The organism is Bordetella sp. N (genome assembly GCF_001433395.1).
Taxonomy (GTDB): Bacteria; Pseudomonadota; Gammaproteobacteria; order Burkholderiales; family Burkholderiaceae_B; genus Bordetella_C.
In genome coordinates this window covers 3,780,805-3,798,416 of the sequence record NZ_CP013111.1, presented here as the reverse complement: position 1 = coordinate 3,798,416, position 17,612 = coordinate 3,780,805, and the positions used below count along the sequence as shown (strand labels likewise).

The following is a 17,612-nucleotide window of genomic DNA, read 5'->3' as shown; positions in this document are numbered from 1 at the left end:
CTTATCCGGGTCAGCCGCCATGATAGCGCGGGGCCGCGTCCATCAGATTGCCGCGCAGGTTGACGATGGCTTTCTGCAATATCCGGAATTCCTCGGGCGCCAGGCCCGTCGCCTTGGCGGTGATCTCGCGGTAGGCGAGCGCTTGCTCCCGCAGTTCCCGGCCGGTGTCGGTCAGCGTGATGCGCACGCTGCGCTCGTCCTGGCTGTCGCGTGCGCGCCGCACATAGCCCATGGCTTCCAGGCGCTTCAGCATGGGGGTCATCGTGCTGGGCTCCAGGAACAGCTTTTCGCTCAGGCCTTTGACGGTCTGGTTGTCCTCTTCCCACAGGCAGATGATCGTGACGTACTGGGGGTAGGTCAGGCCCAGCTTTTCCAGCACGGGCTTGTAGACGCGCGAATAGGCGAGGTTCGTGGAATAGACGGCGAAGCACATGAAGTCGCCCAGCTTCGCGATGTCGCGGTCGTTGTGGGATTTCCTGGTCATGACAGTGCCTGAAATTAATTATCGAAATAATCATTATTGTAGTTGCATGAGGCAGGCAATCTGGATATAGTTCGCTTCACAGTAATTATCGTGATAACTAAATTATCGTTTCCCTCTTTCAAAGGACGAACCATGAGCAAGATCGACAAGGTCATCTACACCGGCAAGACCCGCACCACTGGCGGCCGCGAAGGCTATACCAAGAGCGATGACGGTCGCCTTGACGTCAAGCTGTCGCCCCCGGGCAGCAATGGCCCGGGCACGAACCCGGAGCAGATGTTCGCGGCTGGATGGTCGGCCTGCTTCATCGGCGCGATGGGACGCGCGGCCAAGGAGCTGAACGTCACCGTGCCGGCGGACGTGGCGGTCGATGCGGAAGTGGATCTGGGTTCAGGGGAAGGCGGCTTCTTCCTGCAGGCCCGTCTGGCGGTAAGCCTGCCCGGCCTGTCACGCGAAACCGCGCAAGCCGTGGTCGAGGCGGCCAACAAGATCTGCCCGTATTCGCAGATGGCCCACGGCAACATCGACGCGACCTTGACGGTCAGCGTCTGATCGGCCTTATGCGGCTCTGGCCACCTGCAGCAAGGCCATGATGGCGAAGTAATGGCAGGCGCTGCCTGCCAGGACGAAAAGGTGCCAGATGCCGTGGGCATGCTTCCATCCGCGGGGATTGCGGTAGAAGAAGGTGCCGGCGCTGTATATCGCCGCGCCGGCCAGCAGCGCGGCCAGGCTGAGGGCGTTCATGCTGTCCATGACGGGTATCAATGCGCCCACGACCATCCAGCCCACCAGCAGGTAGCGCCGCAGGGAGGGCTTGCTGCTGCGCGGGGCGCGCATTTCGGTGCTCACGCCATACGCGGCCAGCAGCCAGACACCCGTCAACAGGGCGTAGAGCAGGCCGCCGTGCAGGCATTGCAGCGCCATGCCCGTGTACGTGCCGGCGATCAGCATGTAGATGGCGCAATGGTCGGCCGTTGCCCAGAAGGCCTTGCCGCGCCCGCGCGAGCCATGAAACAGCGTGGACGTGAAATAGACCATCAGCAAACCGATGGCATACATGACATAGCCCGCGACGTCACCCGCGCTGGCCGGCGTGTGTCCCAGCCGCAGGCCAAGCCAGACCACGCCCGCGATGGCCACGCAAAAGCCGAGCAGGTGCGTGCCGATATTGAATCGCTCGCCCTTGTACATCGCGGACTCCTTTCTTGGCAGACGGCTGCCTGAAGATCAGGGTAGTCCCTCCATGTGACAGAAGTGTTGTCAACGAGAAGCGTTGTTATCGAGAGGTCTTGCCATCGATGCGGGCCTGGCTCTGCGGTGGCGGGGCCCGGTCCAACAGCGCGCGGGCGGATGCATTGGCCTGCTCGACGACGTCGGCGGCATCGACGCCGACCAGGCGCCCGTCCTCCTTGACGGGCCGGCCGTCCACCAGGACGGTGCGCACATTTTCCGGATGAGCTGAGTACACCAGCAGGGCCGCCGGGTCGCCGCCGCCATAGCCACTGAAATTCAGCGCCGCCAGATCGACGATCTGCAGGTCCGCGCGTTTGCCCGGCGCCAGCGTGCCGATCTCCTTTTGCAGCCCCATCGCTTGCGCGCCGCCGCGCGTGGCCAGTTGCAGCAGTTGGCGGGGATCGGGGGCTTTTTCGTCGCGCGTGGCGCCGCTCCAGGTCAGCGCTGCCAGCCTCAGGGTCGAGAACATGTCCGCGCTGCCGGCCAGGGCATTGCCATCCAGCCCCAGGCCCAGACGGCCCACGGACAGGAAGTGATCGAGTCGCGTCAGGCCGTAGCCGACCCGGTGTTCGCTGACCGGCGTCAGCACGGCGCTGGCGCCCGCCTTTTCCAAGGCTTGCAACTGAGCAGGGGTGGCATCGGTGGCGTGCACCACCGTCAGGTCGGGATAGAGATAGCCGCGCTGGATCAAGGCGTCGAACATGGGGCCGGGCTCGCCGCTGACGTGGACCTGGATGGGCAGGGCAAGCTGGCGCGCCGTGTCGTATTCCTTCTGCCGCATGGCCCAGTTCGCGGCGTCTTCGCGGTTGCGGGGCAGGCGCCAGGCCAGGCCTATTTGCACCCGTGCGTCGGCGCCTTGTTTGTGCGCCAGTTCAGCCAGTTGGGTGAGATCGATGGGGTGTTGTGTGGTCTTGTCCGGACCGCCGAGGTAGAGGATGGCCCGTATGCCTGCCGCGTTCAGACCGTCCAGGCCGGCTTGCCCGTGTTCCTTCGTCAGCACGTTGTCGAAGAAGTCGCCGGTGGTGGTGACACCGGATTGCAGCAGCTCCAGCGCGCCTGTGTACATGGCGACCCGGACGTCATTCGGCTGCATGGCGCGCGCCAGGCGCGAGCTGACGGGGAAAAACTGGCCGTTGGCATTGCGGAATTGGCCGCGCATCGTCGTGACGTACAAATGCGTGTGTGCATCGACGAAGCCCGGCAGGACGACCATGCCGTGCGCGTCGATGCGCCGAACGCCTTCGGCCTTCAGACCGCGGCCGACCGCGGCGATACGTCCGGCGCGGATCAGGACGTCACCATTCTCGATGTCGCCCAGGTCGGGGTCCATCGTCATCACGTACGCGCCGTGTATGAGCAAGTCGCGGTTGGCGGGTTCGGGTTCGGCGGCGGCCGAGGGCCCGGCCATGCAGACCAGGAAGGTCGCCAGTAGACGTCTGAACATGCGGTGCTCCGTAAGTAGCTGTCCGGTCCAGTGTAGGGGGGTGAGCGATGCCTACTCTTGCACTTGCCGGCAATGCTTTCTTATCGCGAGAGGCAAGATTTGGTGGGGACTTTGCCCGCGCATAGGTCGAGCGCTCGCGGATTGGCTGCCAAGGCTTTGCGTGCGGCGGGCACCGCGCCGCGGGCCTCGTGCCGCGGGCCTCGCGCTCGTCGGCGAGCATTAAGCGGCGGGCGGGACGCCGACGTAGCGGGCGCGGGGGCGGATAAGCCTTTGGGCTTCGGCTTGTTCGAGGGCGTGGGCCAGCCAGCCGACGCAGCGGCCCAGGGCGAACAGGACGAAGGGGGCATCGGGCGGCAGGCCATGGCGGGCGCAACCGGCGGCGAGGGCATAGTCCACGCTGGCGATTTCGCCTACGCTCTGCTCGACATAATCGGCCAGGCGACGGTAATGGAGCGGCGGCTTGGCGGTCGCCAGCAGGGCGGCGGCGCGGGGATCGCCGTCCGGATACAAGGGGTGGCCGAAGCCGGGCACCGGGCGTCCCTGGCTCAAGCAGGCGCGCACCGCCGCTTCGGCGCCGGACTGGCGCGCGGCTTCGGCGAGCGCGGCGACGGCCTGCGTGGCGCCGGCATGCAGCGGGCCGGACAGCGCGGACAGGCCCGCCAGGACGCCGGCCGCCAATGAGGCGCCGGTGGAAATCGTCACGCGTACCGAGAAGGCTGAGGCGTTCAATTCATGGTCCGCCATCAGTACCAGGGCGCGTCGTACGAAGGTGGCGGCGGCCGGCTGGCGCCAGCATGCGCAGATGTGATCGTGCAGGGAGGTTCCGGTCGGAACCGGTGCGCCCAGCATGGCGGCGCACAGCGTGGCCATGACATCGCGGGCCTCGGCGCGCAGCAGGGCGTGCGTGCGGCCGCTTGTCGGCAGGTCTTGTCCAGCCCGCTGGGCCATGGCGACGAGCCCCGCCGCGAGTGCGAGGGATTGCTGCGGGGGCGCGGTACTGCCCGGCGAGGGGCGGCTCGCGGTGGCGGCGCGGGTGGCCACTGCGGATGATGACGATGGCGGTTTGGCGGAGCGTAGTCGGGCGATGAGGGGGCTGGGCAAGGTCGCGAATGACACCGGATCGGTTTGCCAGAGCAGGGCGGCGATGTCTTCCAGGGGGGCGCGGGCGGATAGCAGGATGGCGTCCTGGCCTCGGTACCAGTGGCGGCCTTCGAACACCGTCGAGATCGACGATGGCAGCACGGGGTCGCCCCATTCGATCGCCTCGGCCGCGATGGTCGCGACCTTGCGGCGACCACGCGCCTGCTTGGCCAGGCGCATGACGTCTTCTTCGCGATATTCGCTGCGGCGGCTGTCACGCGCATCCGGACGCGCACGTATGCGGCCACGGCTGACGTTGGCGTACAAGGTTTGCGGGCGCACACCCAGTATGCGCAGCGCGTCTTGAGCATTCAGCCATGGCATTTTTTCTTCCTTCTGTTGAATGCGTTTACAGCCACCACCCTGTGGAAGGGTAGGAAGGAAGCCTTCCTACCCCATCCGGGAGGTGTTGAGGGGCGAAGCCCCTCAACTACTGCCCCTTGGAGCGTGCAAGGAACTCCTTCTCGGAGCGCCCTTCGACTTCCTCATTTGATGTTGATGAATTACATCAAGATTGACGTCAATATCCCAGCGCTTATGCTGGCGGTACGGCTCTGGGGCTGTCAAGCCTGGCCCTGACGCCTGACCTCTAAAGCGAACCTGGACGGATATAGCCATGACGGATCAAGTCGAAATTCCGGATGCCCCGATTTGCCGGGCTTTCTTGCGGCGGGCCGCGGATGCGTTGGGATTGCCCCCCAGTTCCCTGGACAACATTTCCTTCGAAAACGAAGGCGTATTGCCCTACGTCCTGCCGGTCGACGACTTCGCCATCGGCACCGTCGCGGCGGCCGGCGCCGCGCTGCGGGCGCTGCTGCACACGGCGCCTGGCCGCGAGACCGCTGCCGCTGTTCGCGCAGACGCCTCGGCGAGCACCGACGCATCCGGTGCCTCCGCGCGTCTCCCGCGCCTGACGATCGATCGGCGCCTGACCGGCCTATGGTTCGGCACGTCGATCCGGCCAACAGGCTGGGAGTTGCCGCCGACGTGGGACAGCGTCGCCGGCGACTATCGCACTGCCGATGGCTGGATACGCCTGCACACGAATGCGGCGAAACACCGTGCGGCCGCCATCGCGGTATTGGGCTGCGCCGAAGAGCGAGAGTCCGTCGCGGCGGCAGTCGCGCGCTGGACGGCGCACGATCTGGAACGCGCCGTAGTGGCCGCCGGTGGCTGCGCGGCCGCCATGCACACCCGCGAGCAATGGCGTGCCCATCCCCAAGGCCAGGCCGTCGCGGCGGAGCCCCTGATCGCATGGACCCGGCACCCCTTGACCGCCATTCCGCAATGGCGCCCGCAACGGCCGGCGCAACGGCAGCCGCAAGGGCAAGGGCAGCAGCAACCAGCTGACCATCCCCTCTGCCCCCTCACGGGCCTGAAAGTCCTCGACCTGACCCGCATCCTGGCCGGCCCTGTCTCCACCCGCTTCCTGGCAGCCTTCGGCGCCGACGTGCTGCGCATCGATCCGCCCGGCTGGGACGAGCCAACGTTGGCGCCGGACATCACCTTGGGCAAGCGTTGCGCCCGCCTGAACCTGCGCGACCAGGCAGACCGCGCGACATTCGAAGCTCTCCTCAAGCAGGCAGACGTGCTGGTCCACGGTTACCGGCCCGGCGCGCTTGACGGCCTGGGTTACGACCCGGCCGCGCGCCGCGGCATCAACCCCGCGTTGATCGACGTCAGTCTGGATGCCTACGCCTGGAGCGGCCCCTGGCAAGGCCGGCGCGGTTTCGACAGCCTGGTGCAAATGAGCAGCGGCATCGCCCACGCCGGCATGGTCTGGCGCGGCGCGGACAAACCCACGCCCATGCCCGTGCAGGCGCTGGACCACGGCACCGGCTACCTGATCGCCGCGGCCGTCCTGCGCGGCCTGGCCATGCGCTTGGAAGAGGGCGTGGCGGTCACGGCGCGCCTGTCATTGGCGCGTACCGCCGAAGCCCTGTTCGAACTGGGGGAATGGGTCGATGACGAAACGCGCGAATCTTCCCTGTCGCGGCCGGGACTGAAGAAGCGCGACGAGGACTTCCAGGCGGATCAGGAAATCACGGTGTGGGGCCCCGCGCAACGCGCGCGGCCGATGCTCGACCTGGCTGGCGTGCCCATGCGCTGGGACTTCCCCGCCGGCCCCTTGGGCGTGGCCAAAGCCGAATGGCAGGATGCATCCGCTGGCCAAGACGGGGTTTGAACCTGGCGCTGGGGGCGGCGACGCAACGGGGCCAGGCCCGGCACGCCATGCCGGCATCAACTCCCCAGCGTATAAAACTGCTGGCTGGCGATGAGCGTGGCGCCGCAGGACGTCTTCATGCCCTCGACCGCGGTCTTGCGGTCGGAGCCTACATCCGGTGTGCCTTCGACGATGGTGTGCGTGCCCGAGCACTTCGGGCACGTCACGCGGTCGCCCACGCGGGCCATGGGTTGGCCGAACACCACGACGGTTTCGTCACCCTCGACGACCACGCCGCCGTGCGACGTGCGGTCGCCTTTGCGTATGACAGGACGCGTCATGATGGTTGGCTCGTGACGGCGCTCAGCCCAGCTTGCCGTCGGGTCCCAGGCGCACGTCGCCCGACACGAAGGAACCATCCGGCGCCCAACGCACCGGCGCCGAACCACCGATGTACTTGCCCGTGGGCGTACGCAACGGCTTGCCCGCCACGTAAGTGCCATCCGGTGCTCGCGTGATCGAACCCTCGCCGGTGACATACGTGCCATCCGGGGCGCGGCGCGGCGTACCGCGGTAGTAGTGGCCATCGAAGGCCAGGCGGAAATCAGAGCTCATGGTGGGCAGACCTTTTCACAGGAAGGGATGCAGCGAAAGATGATATGTGCGTTCGGTTACCTGGTCTGCGCTTTCAGTTACTCATTTTGTAAGAGAGCGTTTCGTCAGCCTTCTACTGACTGGGGCGCTATGGGATCATCCCTATCCCATCTCCTGCTCGCGAGAGGGCGGGCGCCGTTGCGTGTGCCGGCACGCCTTCTCCAACAACAATGACAGACCTCGATACGTTATTGCAGCCCATCCCGGGCGCGGACCCGTGTGGCGAAGACATGGTGTTCTCCGCTGAATTCGACCAGATCCGTGAAGCACGGCGCTTCGACGAGCCGGGCCTGGAGCAGGGCGATTGGGTGATCGACCTGAAGGAAGCCGACTGGCCCCAGGTCACGCGCCTGTGCAGCGTCATCCTGCAGGAACGCAGCAAGGACATCCGCGTGGCCGCCTGGCTGACCGAAGCCTGGGCACGCCGCGACGGCTTCGGCGGCCTGCGCGACGGCTACCGCCTGGTCGAGGCCCTGTGCCGCGATTACTGGGAAGGCCTGCATCCGCGCGCGGACGACGGCGATGCCGCCCAACGCGTGGGCAACCTGGGCTGGCTGATCAGCCAGTCGCGTCAGTGGGTCGCCGAGCTTCCCCTGACGCGCAGCGAAGGTGGCCGCTACGGCCTGGCCGTCTGGGACAGCGCCGTCCAGTTGACCAACGCCATCAAGCGGGCGCCGCAGGATGCGTCCGAACTGACGCGGGGCAAGGTCACGCAGGAGCAATTCGATGCCGCGCGGCGCGATACCCCGCCAGCCTTCTATTCCGAATTGCTGGTCGACCTGGAAGGTTGCACGCAGTCCCTGGACAGCCTGGACCGCCTGCTGCAGGAGCGCCTGGGCGACGAAGGTCCGTCGTTCTCCGCCTTGCGCGAAACCCTGCGCAACGCCACCGAGCTGGCCACCCGTTTCGCCCGTGAAGCGGGGCTGCTGGTGCGCAACGACAGCGCGCCGGCCGGCGCCGGTGCTTTGTCCTCCGCCGATGCGGTGTCGCGTGATCAAGCCGAACGTCTGGAGCCGACCATGACCCTGCCGCAATCCTCCGCGCCCGTCGCCGGGCAGCCCGCGGCAGCGGCCGTGCGCGGCCCCATCCAGACGCGCGACCAGGCCTTGGCGCAATTGCGCGAAGTGGCCGACTTCTTCCGGCGCACCGAACCCCACAGCCCCGTCGCCTATCTGGCCGACAAGGCCGCCAGCTGGGGCGAGATGTCCCTGCATCTGTGGCTGCGCACCGTCCTTAAGAACGACCAGGGCCTGGCGGACCTGGAAGAGCTGCTGGGCGTGCCGAAGACGAACGAATAAACGTTCGAATAAACCTTCAATTGCCGGCGCGGAATTCGATGCGCCGGTTCTTGGCCCGGCCTTCCGGCGTGGTGTTGGTCATCAACGGTTGATCCGGGCCCACGCCGACCGCGTCGAAACGCGTTCCGGGCAGCCCCTTTTCCACCATGTATGCCTTCACCGCGTCCGCCCGCGCCTGGCTTAGCGCCAGGTTGGTGGCGCGGCTGCCCGAGCTGTCCGTGTGCCCGATGATCTGTACCTTGTCGGAGCGGATCTTGGGCAGCACGTTAGCCACCTCGTCCAGCAGTTCGCGCCCGCGCGTGGTCAACGTCGCGCTGCCGGTCTCGAACTCGACGGTGCGATTCGACAGCAGGTTGTCGAGCATGCCCTGTTCGTCCTTGCCGGCCGCCACGCGCAAGCCATTGACGATCTTGTAGGTCGGGTTCAAGGCGGTGGCCAGGCTGCTGGCGATCTGCTGGCGGGAGGCTTCGTTCTGCACCTCGCCACGCAGGCTGATCTGCGTACCGTCGATATCCAGCTGCCCACGATTGATCTGCTTCAGCGGCGGCGAAATCATCTTGCCGACGTGGGTGCTCCAATTGGGCGGCGCGACCACCCCGCCCACGTCGATCCGATCGATGACGTTGCCCACCCCATACAACTGCTGCAGCTTGGCCAGCACATCGGCCTTGGTGGCCTGGTCGGGGACCGCCCCGCTGGCCACCACCTGGCCGGGCTGGGGCACCACGTTGGCGGGCACCACCGTCGCGGCGTCGGGGGCCGCGGCGCAACTACCGGAAAACGCGATGGCAGCGGCAAAGAAAGCCAGGCGCATAGTCATGCTCCGATAAAAACTTCACGGAAAGTGTCGAGCGCCGTGCGCAGCGACAATTTCGGTTGATCCAGGTAGCTGGACAGCTTGGCCAGCCCGTGGCTGGCATTGACGTGTTCGTTGACCCACGGCGCCTGGTCCAGCACGATGTTCTGCGCCGCCAGCACTTGCGGCGTCGACAGCAGGCTGGCCAGGGTATGGGGCGACGCGCCGCGAAAGCCGATCACCAGGCGCGGCTTGCCGCCAATCTGGCCGATGAAGGTCGCCACCTCGAAATCCGCCAGCTTCAGGAACGGCGCCACCAGGGTCATCCAATAGGCCGCCACCAGGTTCGCGTACATGGGGTCGCTGGGCAGCGGCAAGGCCAGTCCCTGGTCCAGGTGCGAGGCGCCGCTGTTCATCACTGGCTCCAGCAGGATGCCAACGGCGAGGATCACATCGTGCAGGCGCACCTCGTGTCCATCGCCACGCAGCATCTGCTCCACGCGTTCCAGGGTCTGCACGTCGGCGAAGGTGTCGAAGCCGTCATCCGGCGCGATATGAATGGCGCCTTCCAGGCTGCTCAGGGCTTGCAGGCCTGGCGTGGAGTCGGCGTTGGTCACCAGCGTCGTCGTCACCGCGTCCAGCCGGTTCCACAGGCGGCTGAACGACACCGGGCTGCGCGCCATGAATTCCAGCGGCCGCGAGACCTCCAGCGACGTCGCGCTGAGGAAAGGGAAACGCCGCCCCGACTGGTCCTGGCTCGGCCGCAGATGGCCGGCCACCGCGATCTTGCTGCGCGGGCCCAGGAAGGCGAAGTTGAAACCCGCCGCATCGTCGTACAGGGACTTCCAATGCGGGTCCTGCGCCAGCAGTTCCATGGTGTTGGCTGCCCAGGCATCCAGGCTGGCCATCAGCTGGGGGTGCGTGGTGCTGCGCACGAAGTCGCCGCGCGACGGGATCTTGCCGAAATAGGCGGCGCGGTACGCCGGCGATTGCAGGGGCGCGTTCATTGCTGGGCTCCCTTGCGTGCCGGAGCAACGCGGTTGTCCGCCAGATTGGCGGGCGTGGCCGATACCACGGCCTGGGGCAGGCGCAGGTTGCGCAGGCCCTGGCCGCTGGAGGGCTCGCTGGCGCCGGAGCCGGCCGCTTGCGCGTTGCTGATGATACGTAGCGTGACGGGGACCGAAACGCCGGCTTTGGACCAGGTCATATTGAAACTACCGTCTGGATTGGAAGTTCGTTGTGCCGAACCAATGAGCTTCTCCAGGCCATAGCGGCCGGGTTCGTTCACGATCTCCACCACGCTGCCGTCGAAGGCGGTGGCGGTGATGCGCGCACCCGGCGCGCCCTGCGCGTTGGGCCACACGAAGTTGACCCATTGCGGAGGCGTGTTGCGATAACGCAGCTGTTGGCCGTCGATCTCGATGGTGTACTCGGTGACGCCTTGGGCGGGCTTGGGCTGGATCTGGAACAGGGTCTGCGGTTGTGCCGCCGCGCCGCCGCCCGCCGCCGCGCCGGACAGGGGCGCCACCCATTGCGAGAAATTCGCGGTGAAGGTCGGCAGCAGGTTGACACCGAGGTCGCCCCAGGTGCGCGCCGTCAACACATCGCCACGGCGCACGGTCAGCGGGCTCAGGGTGTCGGACACGAACTTGGCGATGGAGCCTTGCGGTCCGAAGATCAGGCCGATTTCCTGCGCGCTGGCTTCGACGGTGGCATTGGGCGAGAAGGGATACTTCTCGGCCAGGTCCTGGTTGAAGGGCTGGTAGATCTGCGCCGTCCACACCTTGTTGAGTTCGCGCTCGGCCGGTTGCAGGGTCACGGCATAGGCCTGCACCAGCGGACGCACCAGCAGGGGACGCAGGGTTTCGCGCTGGGTGTCGGTCAGGCCGGCAAGCATCTGCTCATCGACCAGCTTCAGGGCGTCAGCGAGTTCCGATTCCTTGCCTTCCAGGGTCTGCCGCATCAGCACCAGCGCACCGGGGCCGGGATCGCCCTGGTTGTTGAGCTGATTGAAGCGCGTGCGGATCTTGGACAGGGCGCCCATGTAGTTGCCGAGCAGCGACTGGTTCTCGTGCGCCACCACCAGGCGTGCCACGTCGGAGAATTCGCGGCCGACCGGGCCCATGGGCAGGGTGTTGTTCGGATTCTCCTTGACCTGCGGGGCCGTGCTCTGGCGCAGTACTTCGCGCTTGAACCAGGCCACCACGCCGGTCTGCGTCTTCTGCAGGCCCGTGGAGATCAGCGACGGGTTGTCCCAGGAGGTCTGCTCGTAGGCCGTGTTGATCAACTTGGCGATGGGCGACGTTTGCGGGTCGCCCAGGCGGTTCATAGCATCGACCGCCTGGCTGAAGCTGGTGAAGGGCTGGATGCTGACGCCGCCCAGGAATTTCTTCCATTCCTCGGCGTATTCCGTCTTGTACATCGTGTCCAGGCTCTTCTGGATCTGCTCCGGGCTGCCTTCCAGGGTCAGGTCGTCACGCGCGTTCACGCCCAGCACCCAGTCGGTGGTCTGCAGCTCTTTGCTGGAGGCTTCGCGTATGGCGGGCTGTACGTATTGCTCCCAGGCTTCGCGGGTGAAGGTGCCGGGGATGGCGTAGCTGCCGGCCATTACCACGCTGTCCTGGTTGCCGACGATGCGGGCCACCGTCATGGTCTGGAAGCGCGTGGCGGCGCGTGCCTTGATGGTGGCATAGGCGCGTTCGCGCGCCGGCATGCCTTGCATCACGGTGCGCAGGTTGCCGCGCGTGCGCTCGACCAGGGCCAGGTTCAGGTTGATGCGCGGCCATTCGGTGTCGGACGAGCGCGCGGAGTAGAAGGAAATCATGCGCTCGGCGTTGCGGATCAGCGCATCGCGCGGCATGGTGCCCCGGTTGGTCTCCAGCCAGCCGCGCCAGAAGCGGGTGATCTGGTCTGACAGATGGGTGGGGTCGACGTGCTCCCGATTCGACATCATCAGGTACGTCTTCAGCGCGTTATAGGCGTCCTGCGCATTGTTGGGCGAGGAGTCCTGGAACAGGGTGTCGGGCGCCGCGGCCGCCACGGGCACCGGCTTCACGGGTTGCTGGCCGCCGGCGGCGGCGTCGCCGAAGTTGCCGACGCGAGCCAGGTAGTCTTCCAGGCTTTCCTTGACCGGCGCCAGCATGATCTGGTTCAGCCCGGCGTAGTACTCCTGCAGCAGGCGATGGCGCAACTCGTCGCCCTGGTAGAGCCCCAAGCCCAGCGATACCGGCCGGCTGGTGGCGTAACTGTCCAGCTGTTCGATGCGGTCCTGCAGGATCTGCATGGCTTCCAGGCGGCTTTGCAGGTCGGAGCCTTCCTGCTGCATGCGCACGACCTTGTCCAGGTCGGCCTGCACGTTGGAGGCGAGCTGGCGATTGCCCATATAGGACCAGGTCCAGCCGCCCAGCACCAGGCCCAGGACCAGCACCAGGCCGAAGAAGCCGGCGTAGCGCATGCGCACCTTGCCGGGGCTGGCGTGCTGGCGCACCAGTTTCTTGTCGGCGAAGATGACGTTGGAGAACAGGTCGCGCAGGAAGAAGCCGTTGTGCGAGGACACCTTCTGGGTGGTCTCGCGCCGCGACGGCGTCAGGGCAAAGCGCTCGGCCAGCTTGTCGGTGGACGTGCTGCGGGCGATCCCTTCCTGCAAGGCGCTGGTGAAGTAGAAGCCGCGGAAAATGGGCTTGTACTGGAAGGGATTGGTCTCGAACAAGGTGGACAGGAAGGTGCGCAGGGCCGGCTTGATCGACGCGAATTCGAGCGGGAAGGTCAGCAGTCCCGGGGGCAGGTCGCCGGACCGGCGCAGCGAGATCTGGGCCGTGCCCATTTCCTTCAAGCCTTCATACAGCTCGTCGAAACGCGCGTCGAACAGCGACAGCACGTCGCGGCTTTCCTCGGCGCCATAGGGCAGCGTGGCGCCCCATACGCGGTTGCGTTCCCGCTCGTCGCTGTCGGCGAAGAACTCGTCGAAGCCGGCGATCAGGTCGGCCTTGGTGAAGATGATGTAGACCGGCGCGAACACTTCCAGGCGGTCGATCAGTTCCTGCACGCGCTGGCGCAGGTTCTTGGCCAGTTCGATGGCGAACTCCGGCCCGGATCCCGCCAACTCGTCGATGCTGGCAGCCACGACGATGCCGTTGATCGGAGCACGCGAACGATGCTTCTTCAGCAGGTCCAGGAACCCCAGCCACTCATCGCGATCCTCTTCATGCACCGAATAACGGCCCGCGGTATCGAGCAGGATGCCTTCGGTGGTGAAGAACCAGTCGCAGTTGCGGGTGCCGCCCACACCACGCACCGCCGCGCCGTTCTTGTCGGCGAAGGGGAACTGCAATCCCGAGTTGATCACCGCGCTGCTCTTGCCCGCCGCCGGATTGCCGATGACGATGTACCAGGGCAGCTCGTACAAGGCCTGGTTGCCCGACAACTGGCCTATCTTGGAAGTCTTGATGGTGCGCACGGCCTGCGACATGCGATCGCGCAGTACCTGGACGTCGCCGCGGTTGGTGCTCTTGCCCGTCTGCGCCTGTTTCTCCAGCACGTCGCCAAGCTGGTCATTGGCCTTGCGCGAGCGGGCCCGGCGGATGACGAAGACCAGCAGCCAAAGCAGCAGGAAGATGCCCAGCGCCGTTCCGGCCCAGGTCAGGCCGGTCTCCGGCGTGTCGGCCAGGAGGAACAGGAACACCAGCAAGGCGATCAGCCCGAAGAAGATGAACGTCTTCGGGCTCGACACGATGCGGGACAACCAGGAGCGGATATCGCTCAGGAAGCTGGTGAAGGTGGAAAACAGTCCTGAAGGGCTGGTCATGTTTGGGATGGCGGGGAAGGATTCGTCGGAGGATACGTTTCGAAGCTGGCGACGACGGCGATGCCGCGCAGCATGGAGTCCTGGGTCAGTGCGGTGAGCACCGGTGCGTTGTGTTCCTGGCTGGCGTCGACGGCCAGCGCCAGAGCCAGCAGGGGCGCGACGGCGCCGACATGGCCGCAGAGGTTGCCCGTTGCCAGGCAGTCCTGGTTCGGGTCCAGATGCGGGCTGACGGCGGCGGCCAGTTGCAGCGTCTCGATCGGCCGGCTGCCGCGATGGTCACCGTCGCTGACCAGGGCCGCCAGGCTGTCGGCGGCCAGTCCTTGTTCCTGCAGCAGCGTCTGCGCCAGGCCGGGCACGGCGGGATCGGCCGCGGCGCCACGCGCGTCAGCGGAGACCGCGCGGCGCGCGTAAGGCGCCAGCATCGCCACATATTGTTCCTGGCCAGCCGCCGGCGTCGTCGCGAGCAGCAAGGCGGCGGCGGCTTCGCCCGGCACCAGGCCCTGCGGCTGTTCGGACGTCATCAGGCGGCGCTGGCGTTGCCATGCGCTGGCGCGGCTTTGGCTGATGTAGGAGTCCGCGGCGGCCACGATGCGCAGTGGATCGGGCTGCGCGGCGGGCACGGCCTGGCGCCGGCCATTGCCGTTGAAGAAGGAAGGCTGCGCCGCGGGCGCTTGCGTGGCGGGTTGCGCGGCGTTGGCCGCGGCCTGCGCGCGTTCGGCCTCGGCCCGGATGCGTTCGGCCTCGGCCTGCGCTTCAGCCGTGCGTGTGGCCACGGTGTACAGATGGGCCGGCACGGTGCTGTCGTCGGTGACTTCGTGCGTGATCACGGCGATGCGGCTGGCGGGCCAGGGCACGCCGGCGGACGTCATGCCGCGCAAGGCCTCGGCCGCGGCCTTAGCCGCGTGGTCGCGCGCCGGGGCTTCCCATGCGCCGGGCAGCATCAGGTCGACGTGCAGCATGGGCCAGTCGGTGTCCTGTTCGCTGGGACCACCCGGCATGTGTTTGAACACGGCGTGATCGACTGCCTGGTTGCGCGCCTCTTCCAGTACCGCGCGTAGCAGCGCCGTGGCGCGCAAGGGCTCGTCGTCCTGGGCGTCGAGCGGTGCGTCCGTGGCCTGTGCCCGCAAGCGCAACTCATTGGTGTCCAAGGTGGCGACGCGCGCGCCGAACACGGGGAAGCCGCGTGCATCTTTCAATTGCGGATCCAGTTCGGGCCGACCTTGTTCGGCCAGTGCCGCGCGGGTGCTGGCGGCGCTGGCGCCGGCCGCCGTGCGTACCGCCACGCCCAACAGCGCCAGTCGCGCCGTAACGGTGCGCGCGGCGGTGGCCGTTTGCGCGGGGATCTGGGTGGCGTCCGCCTGCGGCTTGGGCGCCCGCGCGGCGCGGGCCGCGCGCAGGCCCAGCCAGCCCAGGCTCAGCAGCACCAGGGGCAGCACCACCAGGAACATGGCGATATCGACCGCCGACGGCAGCGCGTGCGTCTCCTGCCACCAGATGATTACGGCCAGCCACACCACGCCGAATACCAGCGCAATGATCAAACCGGACTTGAGGAGACGGGACATATTCGATCGGATCAGTGAGAGGGTGGTGGGGTGCCCAGCTTGATTCCTGGCTTGCGGTATTCGACATGGCCAAAGTCCGCGAACTTCCAGTTCCCGCCCCACGTCAGCCCCACGCGCGCGGCGACCTCGCCATAGAGCTGGTAGCCGCGCAGCGCCCAAGGATCCTTTTCCGATATGACGATCTTGCCATCGCGCAGGAAGGCGTTGTCCGCCGCCAGGCCGTATTGGTGATAGCTCTGCCAGGCACCGGCGTTGGTGACGACCGGGCCATCCTTGTCGAGCAGCTCCTGCTGGCGTTCGGGGCTGCGATAGCCTTCGATCAAGACCATCTCGTAGCCGTATTGCTCACGCATGATCTGGTAGACCAGCAGCAGGCGCTGCGTGAAATCGGGGTCCAGCAATTCCCACTTGCGGCTGGCGGTGACGATGTTCGGACGCACCATGACCACCTCGGCGGTGGTGAAGGCTTCGGGGGGCAAAGGAGGGGGCGGAACCAGCCTTTCTCCTGCCAAAAGCGCTTCAATTTGTACGTTAGGATTTCGTAAATCCGTCTCGTAAACAAATGTGTGATTGTGTCTCATGAGGAAAGCAAAAAGGGTCGGAAGAGACACGACCAGGACGACCGCCGCGGTTTGCCAGCGATGGCGTTTCAGATACGCGCCGACCCCGCCCGCGGCCTTCGCGGTGCCCTTGCCCAAGCCGCCCACGGTACCCCCGGCGCGCTCCGTAGAGCGGACCACGCCGCGGCGCAGGCCGTGCAGGCAGGCGCGTATTCCCCGCAGCGTGCTGGTGCGCAGCGCGGGGAAAAACAGCCATGCCGACACGCAGACGGCGGCGAGGAAATAGAAGGGCAGAAGGAGAAGCAAAAGAGGCCACCGTGGAGAAGGCGTAATCTTTTGTCTTAACTGCGGTTGAAGCAATAGCGTCAACGCATCAAACTCGCGTCTGAGTTCCTGAAATCGTAACAAGGTGCAATGCCTGAAGGGCATGACAGCTTCGCGATCGACGACCTGGATTAACAGAGGGTAAGCGCCTTCGAACCACGGGTAGACGCATGGCACTAGACGACGCGACATCGGCCGCCCCCGGCCGGACGCCCAGCCTGTTGGCGGGACGTTCGGAGGCGGGCGCGCGCGATTCCCAATCGTCACGAATCCTGGCAGCGCTGGAAGGCCGCGAGCCGCAAGAGGAACGGCAGCATATGCCGGCCGCCGGGGCGCGCTCGCGTTCCTCGCGCGCGTGGTGGTTGTTATTACTGTTGTTGCTGTTGGTCGGCACGGGCGGCGGCGCCGCGTGGTGGCGCATCCAGCAGCACAACAAGGCTTTGGAAATGCCGCAAGGTTCCGTCCTGGCCAATGGCAATGACGGTGGCCAGGTTGGCGGCGCCGCGATGGCGAACGCCAACGTTAATGCGGCGGGTTCGTCCGCCGCATCGACGCCGGGCGCTGCAACGCCAGGTGGACCGCTTGCCGGCCTCTCGTCGGTCAGCAACGGCGCCAGCGCCGGAGACATGAACAAACTGGCCGCCGAGCCTGCCGCGCCAGCGCCGGCCGCGATCGTCGATGCCCCTGGCTCGAATCGCGATGCGTCCGTCAACGGTCGTCCCGCCGACGAGGAGCCGCCAGCGTCGAATCCCTTGTCGGTATTGGCCGGCACGCCTGCCGCCGCGCCACCGCAGCAGGTCGCGCTGGCCGACAAGAACAAGGCCGTTGAAGGCAAGAGTGCCAACGGCAAGCCCGTGGCTCGCGGCAACAATGCCAAGGCCAAAAAGAAACCGGATGGCGATGCCGCGCTGCTGTCCGCCTTGATGTCCTATGGGCTGCCGCCCCCGACCGCCGCGGCGGCAACGGCATCCTTGCCGGGCACGCCCTTGTCCGAGCGCCTGCAGCAATGCCGCCGCAAACCGTTCCTGGAAAGCGAGCAGTGCCGCTTGCAGGTGTGCGCCGGGCAGTGGGGCCTGGCGCCGGAATGTCCCAATCCTCAGGCGCAATCGCAGTCGCCCAAGCGCCCCTGACGTGTCTTATGCCTTA

Annotated in this window: 15 protein-coding genes; 4 read left to right on the top strand and 11 right to left on the bottom strand. The window is 66.5% G+C overall.

Annotated features, from left to right (window positions below; translation table 11 throughout):
- Nucleotides 1-10: 10 nt before the first annotated feature.
- Nucleotides 11-484 (bottom strand): MarR family winged helix-turn-helix transcriptional regulator, encoded by a 474-nt coding sequence (locus ASB57_RS16205; protein WP_057653158.1) that lies wholly within the window; start codon nt 482-484, stop codon nt 11-13.
- A gap of 132 nt (nt 485-616) precedes the next feature.
- On the opposite strand from ASB57_RS16205, the gene ASB57_RS16200 reads away from it, so the two are divergent.
- Nucleotides 617-1,036 carry an organic hydroperoxide resistance protein gene (locus ASB57_RS16200; protein WP_057653157.1) on the top strand — a complete coding sequence of 140 codons (420 nt, stop codon included), beginning with the start codon at nt 617-619 and terminating at the stop codon, nt 1,034-1,036.
- Between the two features lie 6 nt (nt 1,037-1,042).
- Here the strand turns inward: ASB57_RS16200 and ASB57_RS16195 are convergent, their stop codons facing one another.
- The 3 genes from ASB57_RS16195 to ASB57_RS16185 all read right to left on the bottom strand — a co-directional run bounded on the left by ASB57_RS16195 (nt 1,043) and on the right by ASB57_RS16185 (nt 4,625).
- The gene (locus tag ASB57_RS16195; protein WP_057653156.1) at nt 1,043-1,675 is read right to left on the bottom strand and encodes a hemolysin III family protein; all 633 of its coding nucleotides are present in this window, start codon (nt 1,673-1,675) and stop codon (nt 1,043-1,045) included.
- Between the two features lie 85 nt (nt 1,676-1,760).
- Nucleotides 1,761-3,161 (bottom strand): amidohydrolase family protein, encoded by a 1,401-nt coding sequence (locus ASB57_RS16190; protein WP_082621649.1) that lies wholly within the window; start codon nt 3,159-3,161, stop codon nt 1,761-1,763.
- A gap of 219 nt (nt 3,162-3,380) precedes the next feature.
- Nucleotides 3,381-4,625 carry a citrate/2-methylcitrate synthase gene (locus tag ASB57_RS16185; protein WP_057653155.1) on the bottom strand — a complete coding sequence of 415 codons (1,245 nt, stop codon included), beginning with the start codon at nt 4,623-4,625 and terminating at the stop codon, nt 3,381-3,383.
- Nucleotides 4,626-4,917: 292 nt separating this feature from the next.
- Between ASB57_RS16185 and ASB57_RS16180 the strand changes: the two genes are divergently transcribed.
- Complete coding sequence (locus ASB57_RS16180; RefSeq protein ID WP_082621648.1) at nt 4,918-6,486, top strand: CoA transferase; 1,569 nt, start codon at nt 4,918-4,920, stop codon at nt 6,484-6,486.
- A gap of 56 nt (nt 6,487-6,542) precedes the next feature.
- On the opposite strand, the gene ASB57_RS16175 is transcribed toward ASB57_RS16180, so the two are convergent.
- Both ASB57_RS16175 and ASB57_RS16170 read right to left on the bottom strand, forming a co-directional pair.
- Complete coding sequence (locus tag ASB57_RS16175) at nt 6,543-6,806, bottom strand: PAAR domain-containing protein (protein ID WP_057653154.1); 264 nt, start codon at nt 6,804-6,806, stop codon at nt 6,543-6,545.
- A 22-nt stretch (nt 6,807-6,828) separates the two neighbouring features.
- On the bottom strand, nt 6,829-7,080 hold the full coding sequence (locus ASB57_RS16170) for a hypothetical protein (RefSeq protein WP_057653153.1): 252 nt from the start codon (nt 7,078-7,080) through the stop codon (nt 6,829-6,831).
- 209 nt (nt 7,081-7,289) lie between these two features.
- On the opposite strand from ASB57_RS16170, the gene tssA reads away from it, so the two are divergent.
- The gene (gene tssA / locus ASB57_RS16165; protein WP_057653152.1) at nt 7,290-8,417 is read left to right on the top strand and encodes a type VI secretion system protein TssA; all 1,128 of its coding nucleotides are present in this window, start codon (nt 7,290-7,292) and stop codon (nt 8,415-8,417) included.
- Nucleotides 8,418-8,433: 16 nt separating this feature from the next.
- On the opposite strand, the gene ASB57_RS16160 is transcribed toward tssA, so the two are convergent.
- From ASB57_RS16160 to ASB57_RS16140, 5 genes are read right to left on the bottom strand one after another with little or no spacing between them, the layout of a single operon-like run.
- On the bottom strand, nt 8,434-9,231 hold the full coding sequence (locus tag ASB57_RS16160; RefSeq protein ID WP_057653151.1) for an OmpA family protein: 798 nt from the start codon (nt 9,229-9,231) through the stop codon (nt 8,434-8,436).
- Nucleotides 9,232-9,233: 2 nt separating this feature from the next.
- Nucleotides 9,234-10,220: a type VI secretion system-associated protein TagF gene (gene tagF / locus ASB57_RS16155; RefSeq protein ID WP_057653149.1), complete on the bottom strand. Its 987-nt coding sequence runs from the start codon at nt 10,218-10,220 to the stop codon at nt 9,234-9,236.
- Complete coding sequence (gene tssM, locus ASB57_RS16150; protein WP_082621647.1) at nt 10,217-14,017, bottom strand: type VI secretion system membrane subunit TssM; 3,801 nt, start codon at nt 14,015-14,017, stop codon at nt 10,217-10,219. Before tssM ends, tagF begins: the two co-directional genes overlap by 4 nt.
- Nucleotides 14,014-15,582, bottom strand: a complete 1,569-nt coding sequence (locus ASB57_RS16145; protein ID WP_156414188.1) for a hypothetical protein — start codon at nt 15,580-15,582, stop codon at nt 14,014-14,016. The genes tssM and ASB57_RS16145 overlap by 4 nt, the downstream gene beginning before the upstream one ends.
- Nucleotides 15,583-15,593: 11 nt before the next feature.
- Nucleotides 15,594-16,448: a M15 family metallopeptidase gene (locus tag ASB57_RS16140; protein ID WP_231755169.1), complete on the bottom strand. Its 855-nt coding sequence runs from the start codon at nt 16,446-16,448 to the stop codon at nt 15,594-15,596.
- Between the two features lie 188 nt (nt 16,449-16,636).
- Between ASB57_RS16140 and ASB57_RS16135 the strand changes: the two genes are divergently transcribed.
- Nucleotides 16,637-17,596, top strand: a complete 960-nt coding sequence (locus tag ASB57_RS16135) for a hypothetical protein (protein WP_057653147.1) — start codon at nt 16,637-16,639, stop codon at nt 17,594-17,596.
- The last annotated feature ends 16 nt before the right edge of the window (nt 17,597-17,612 follow it).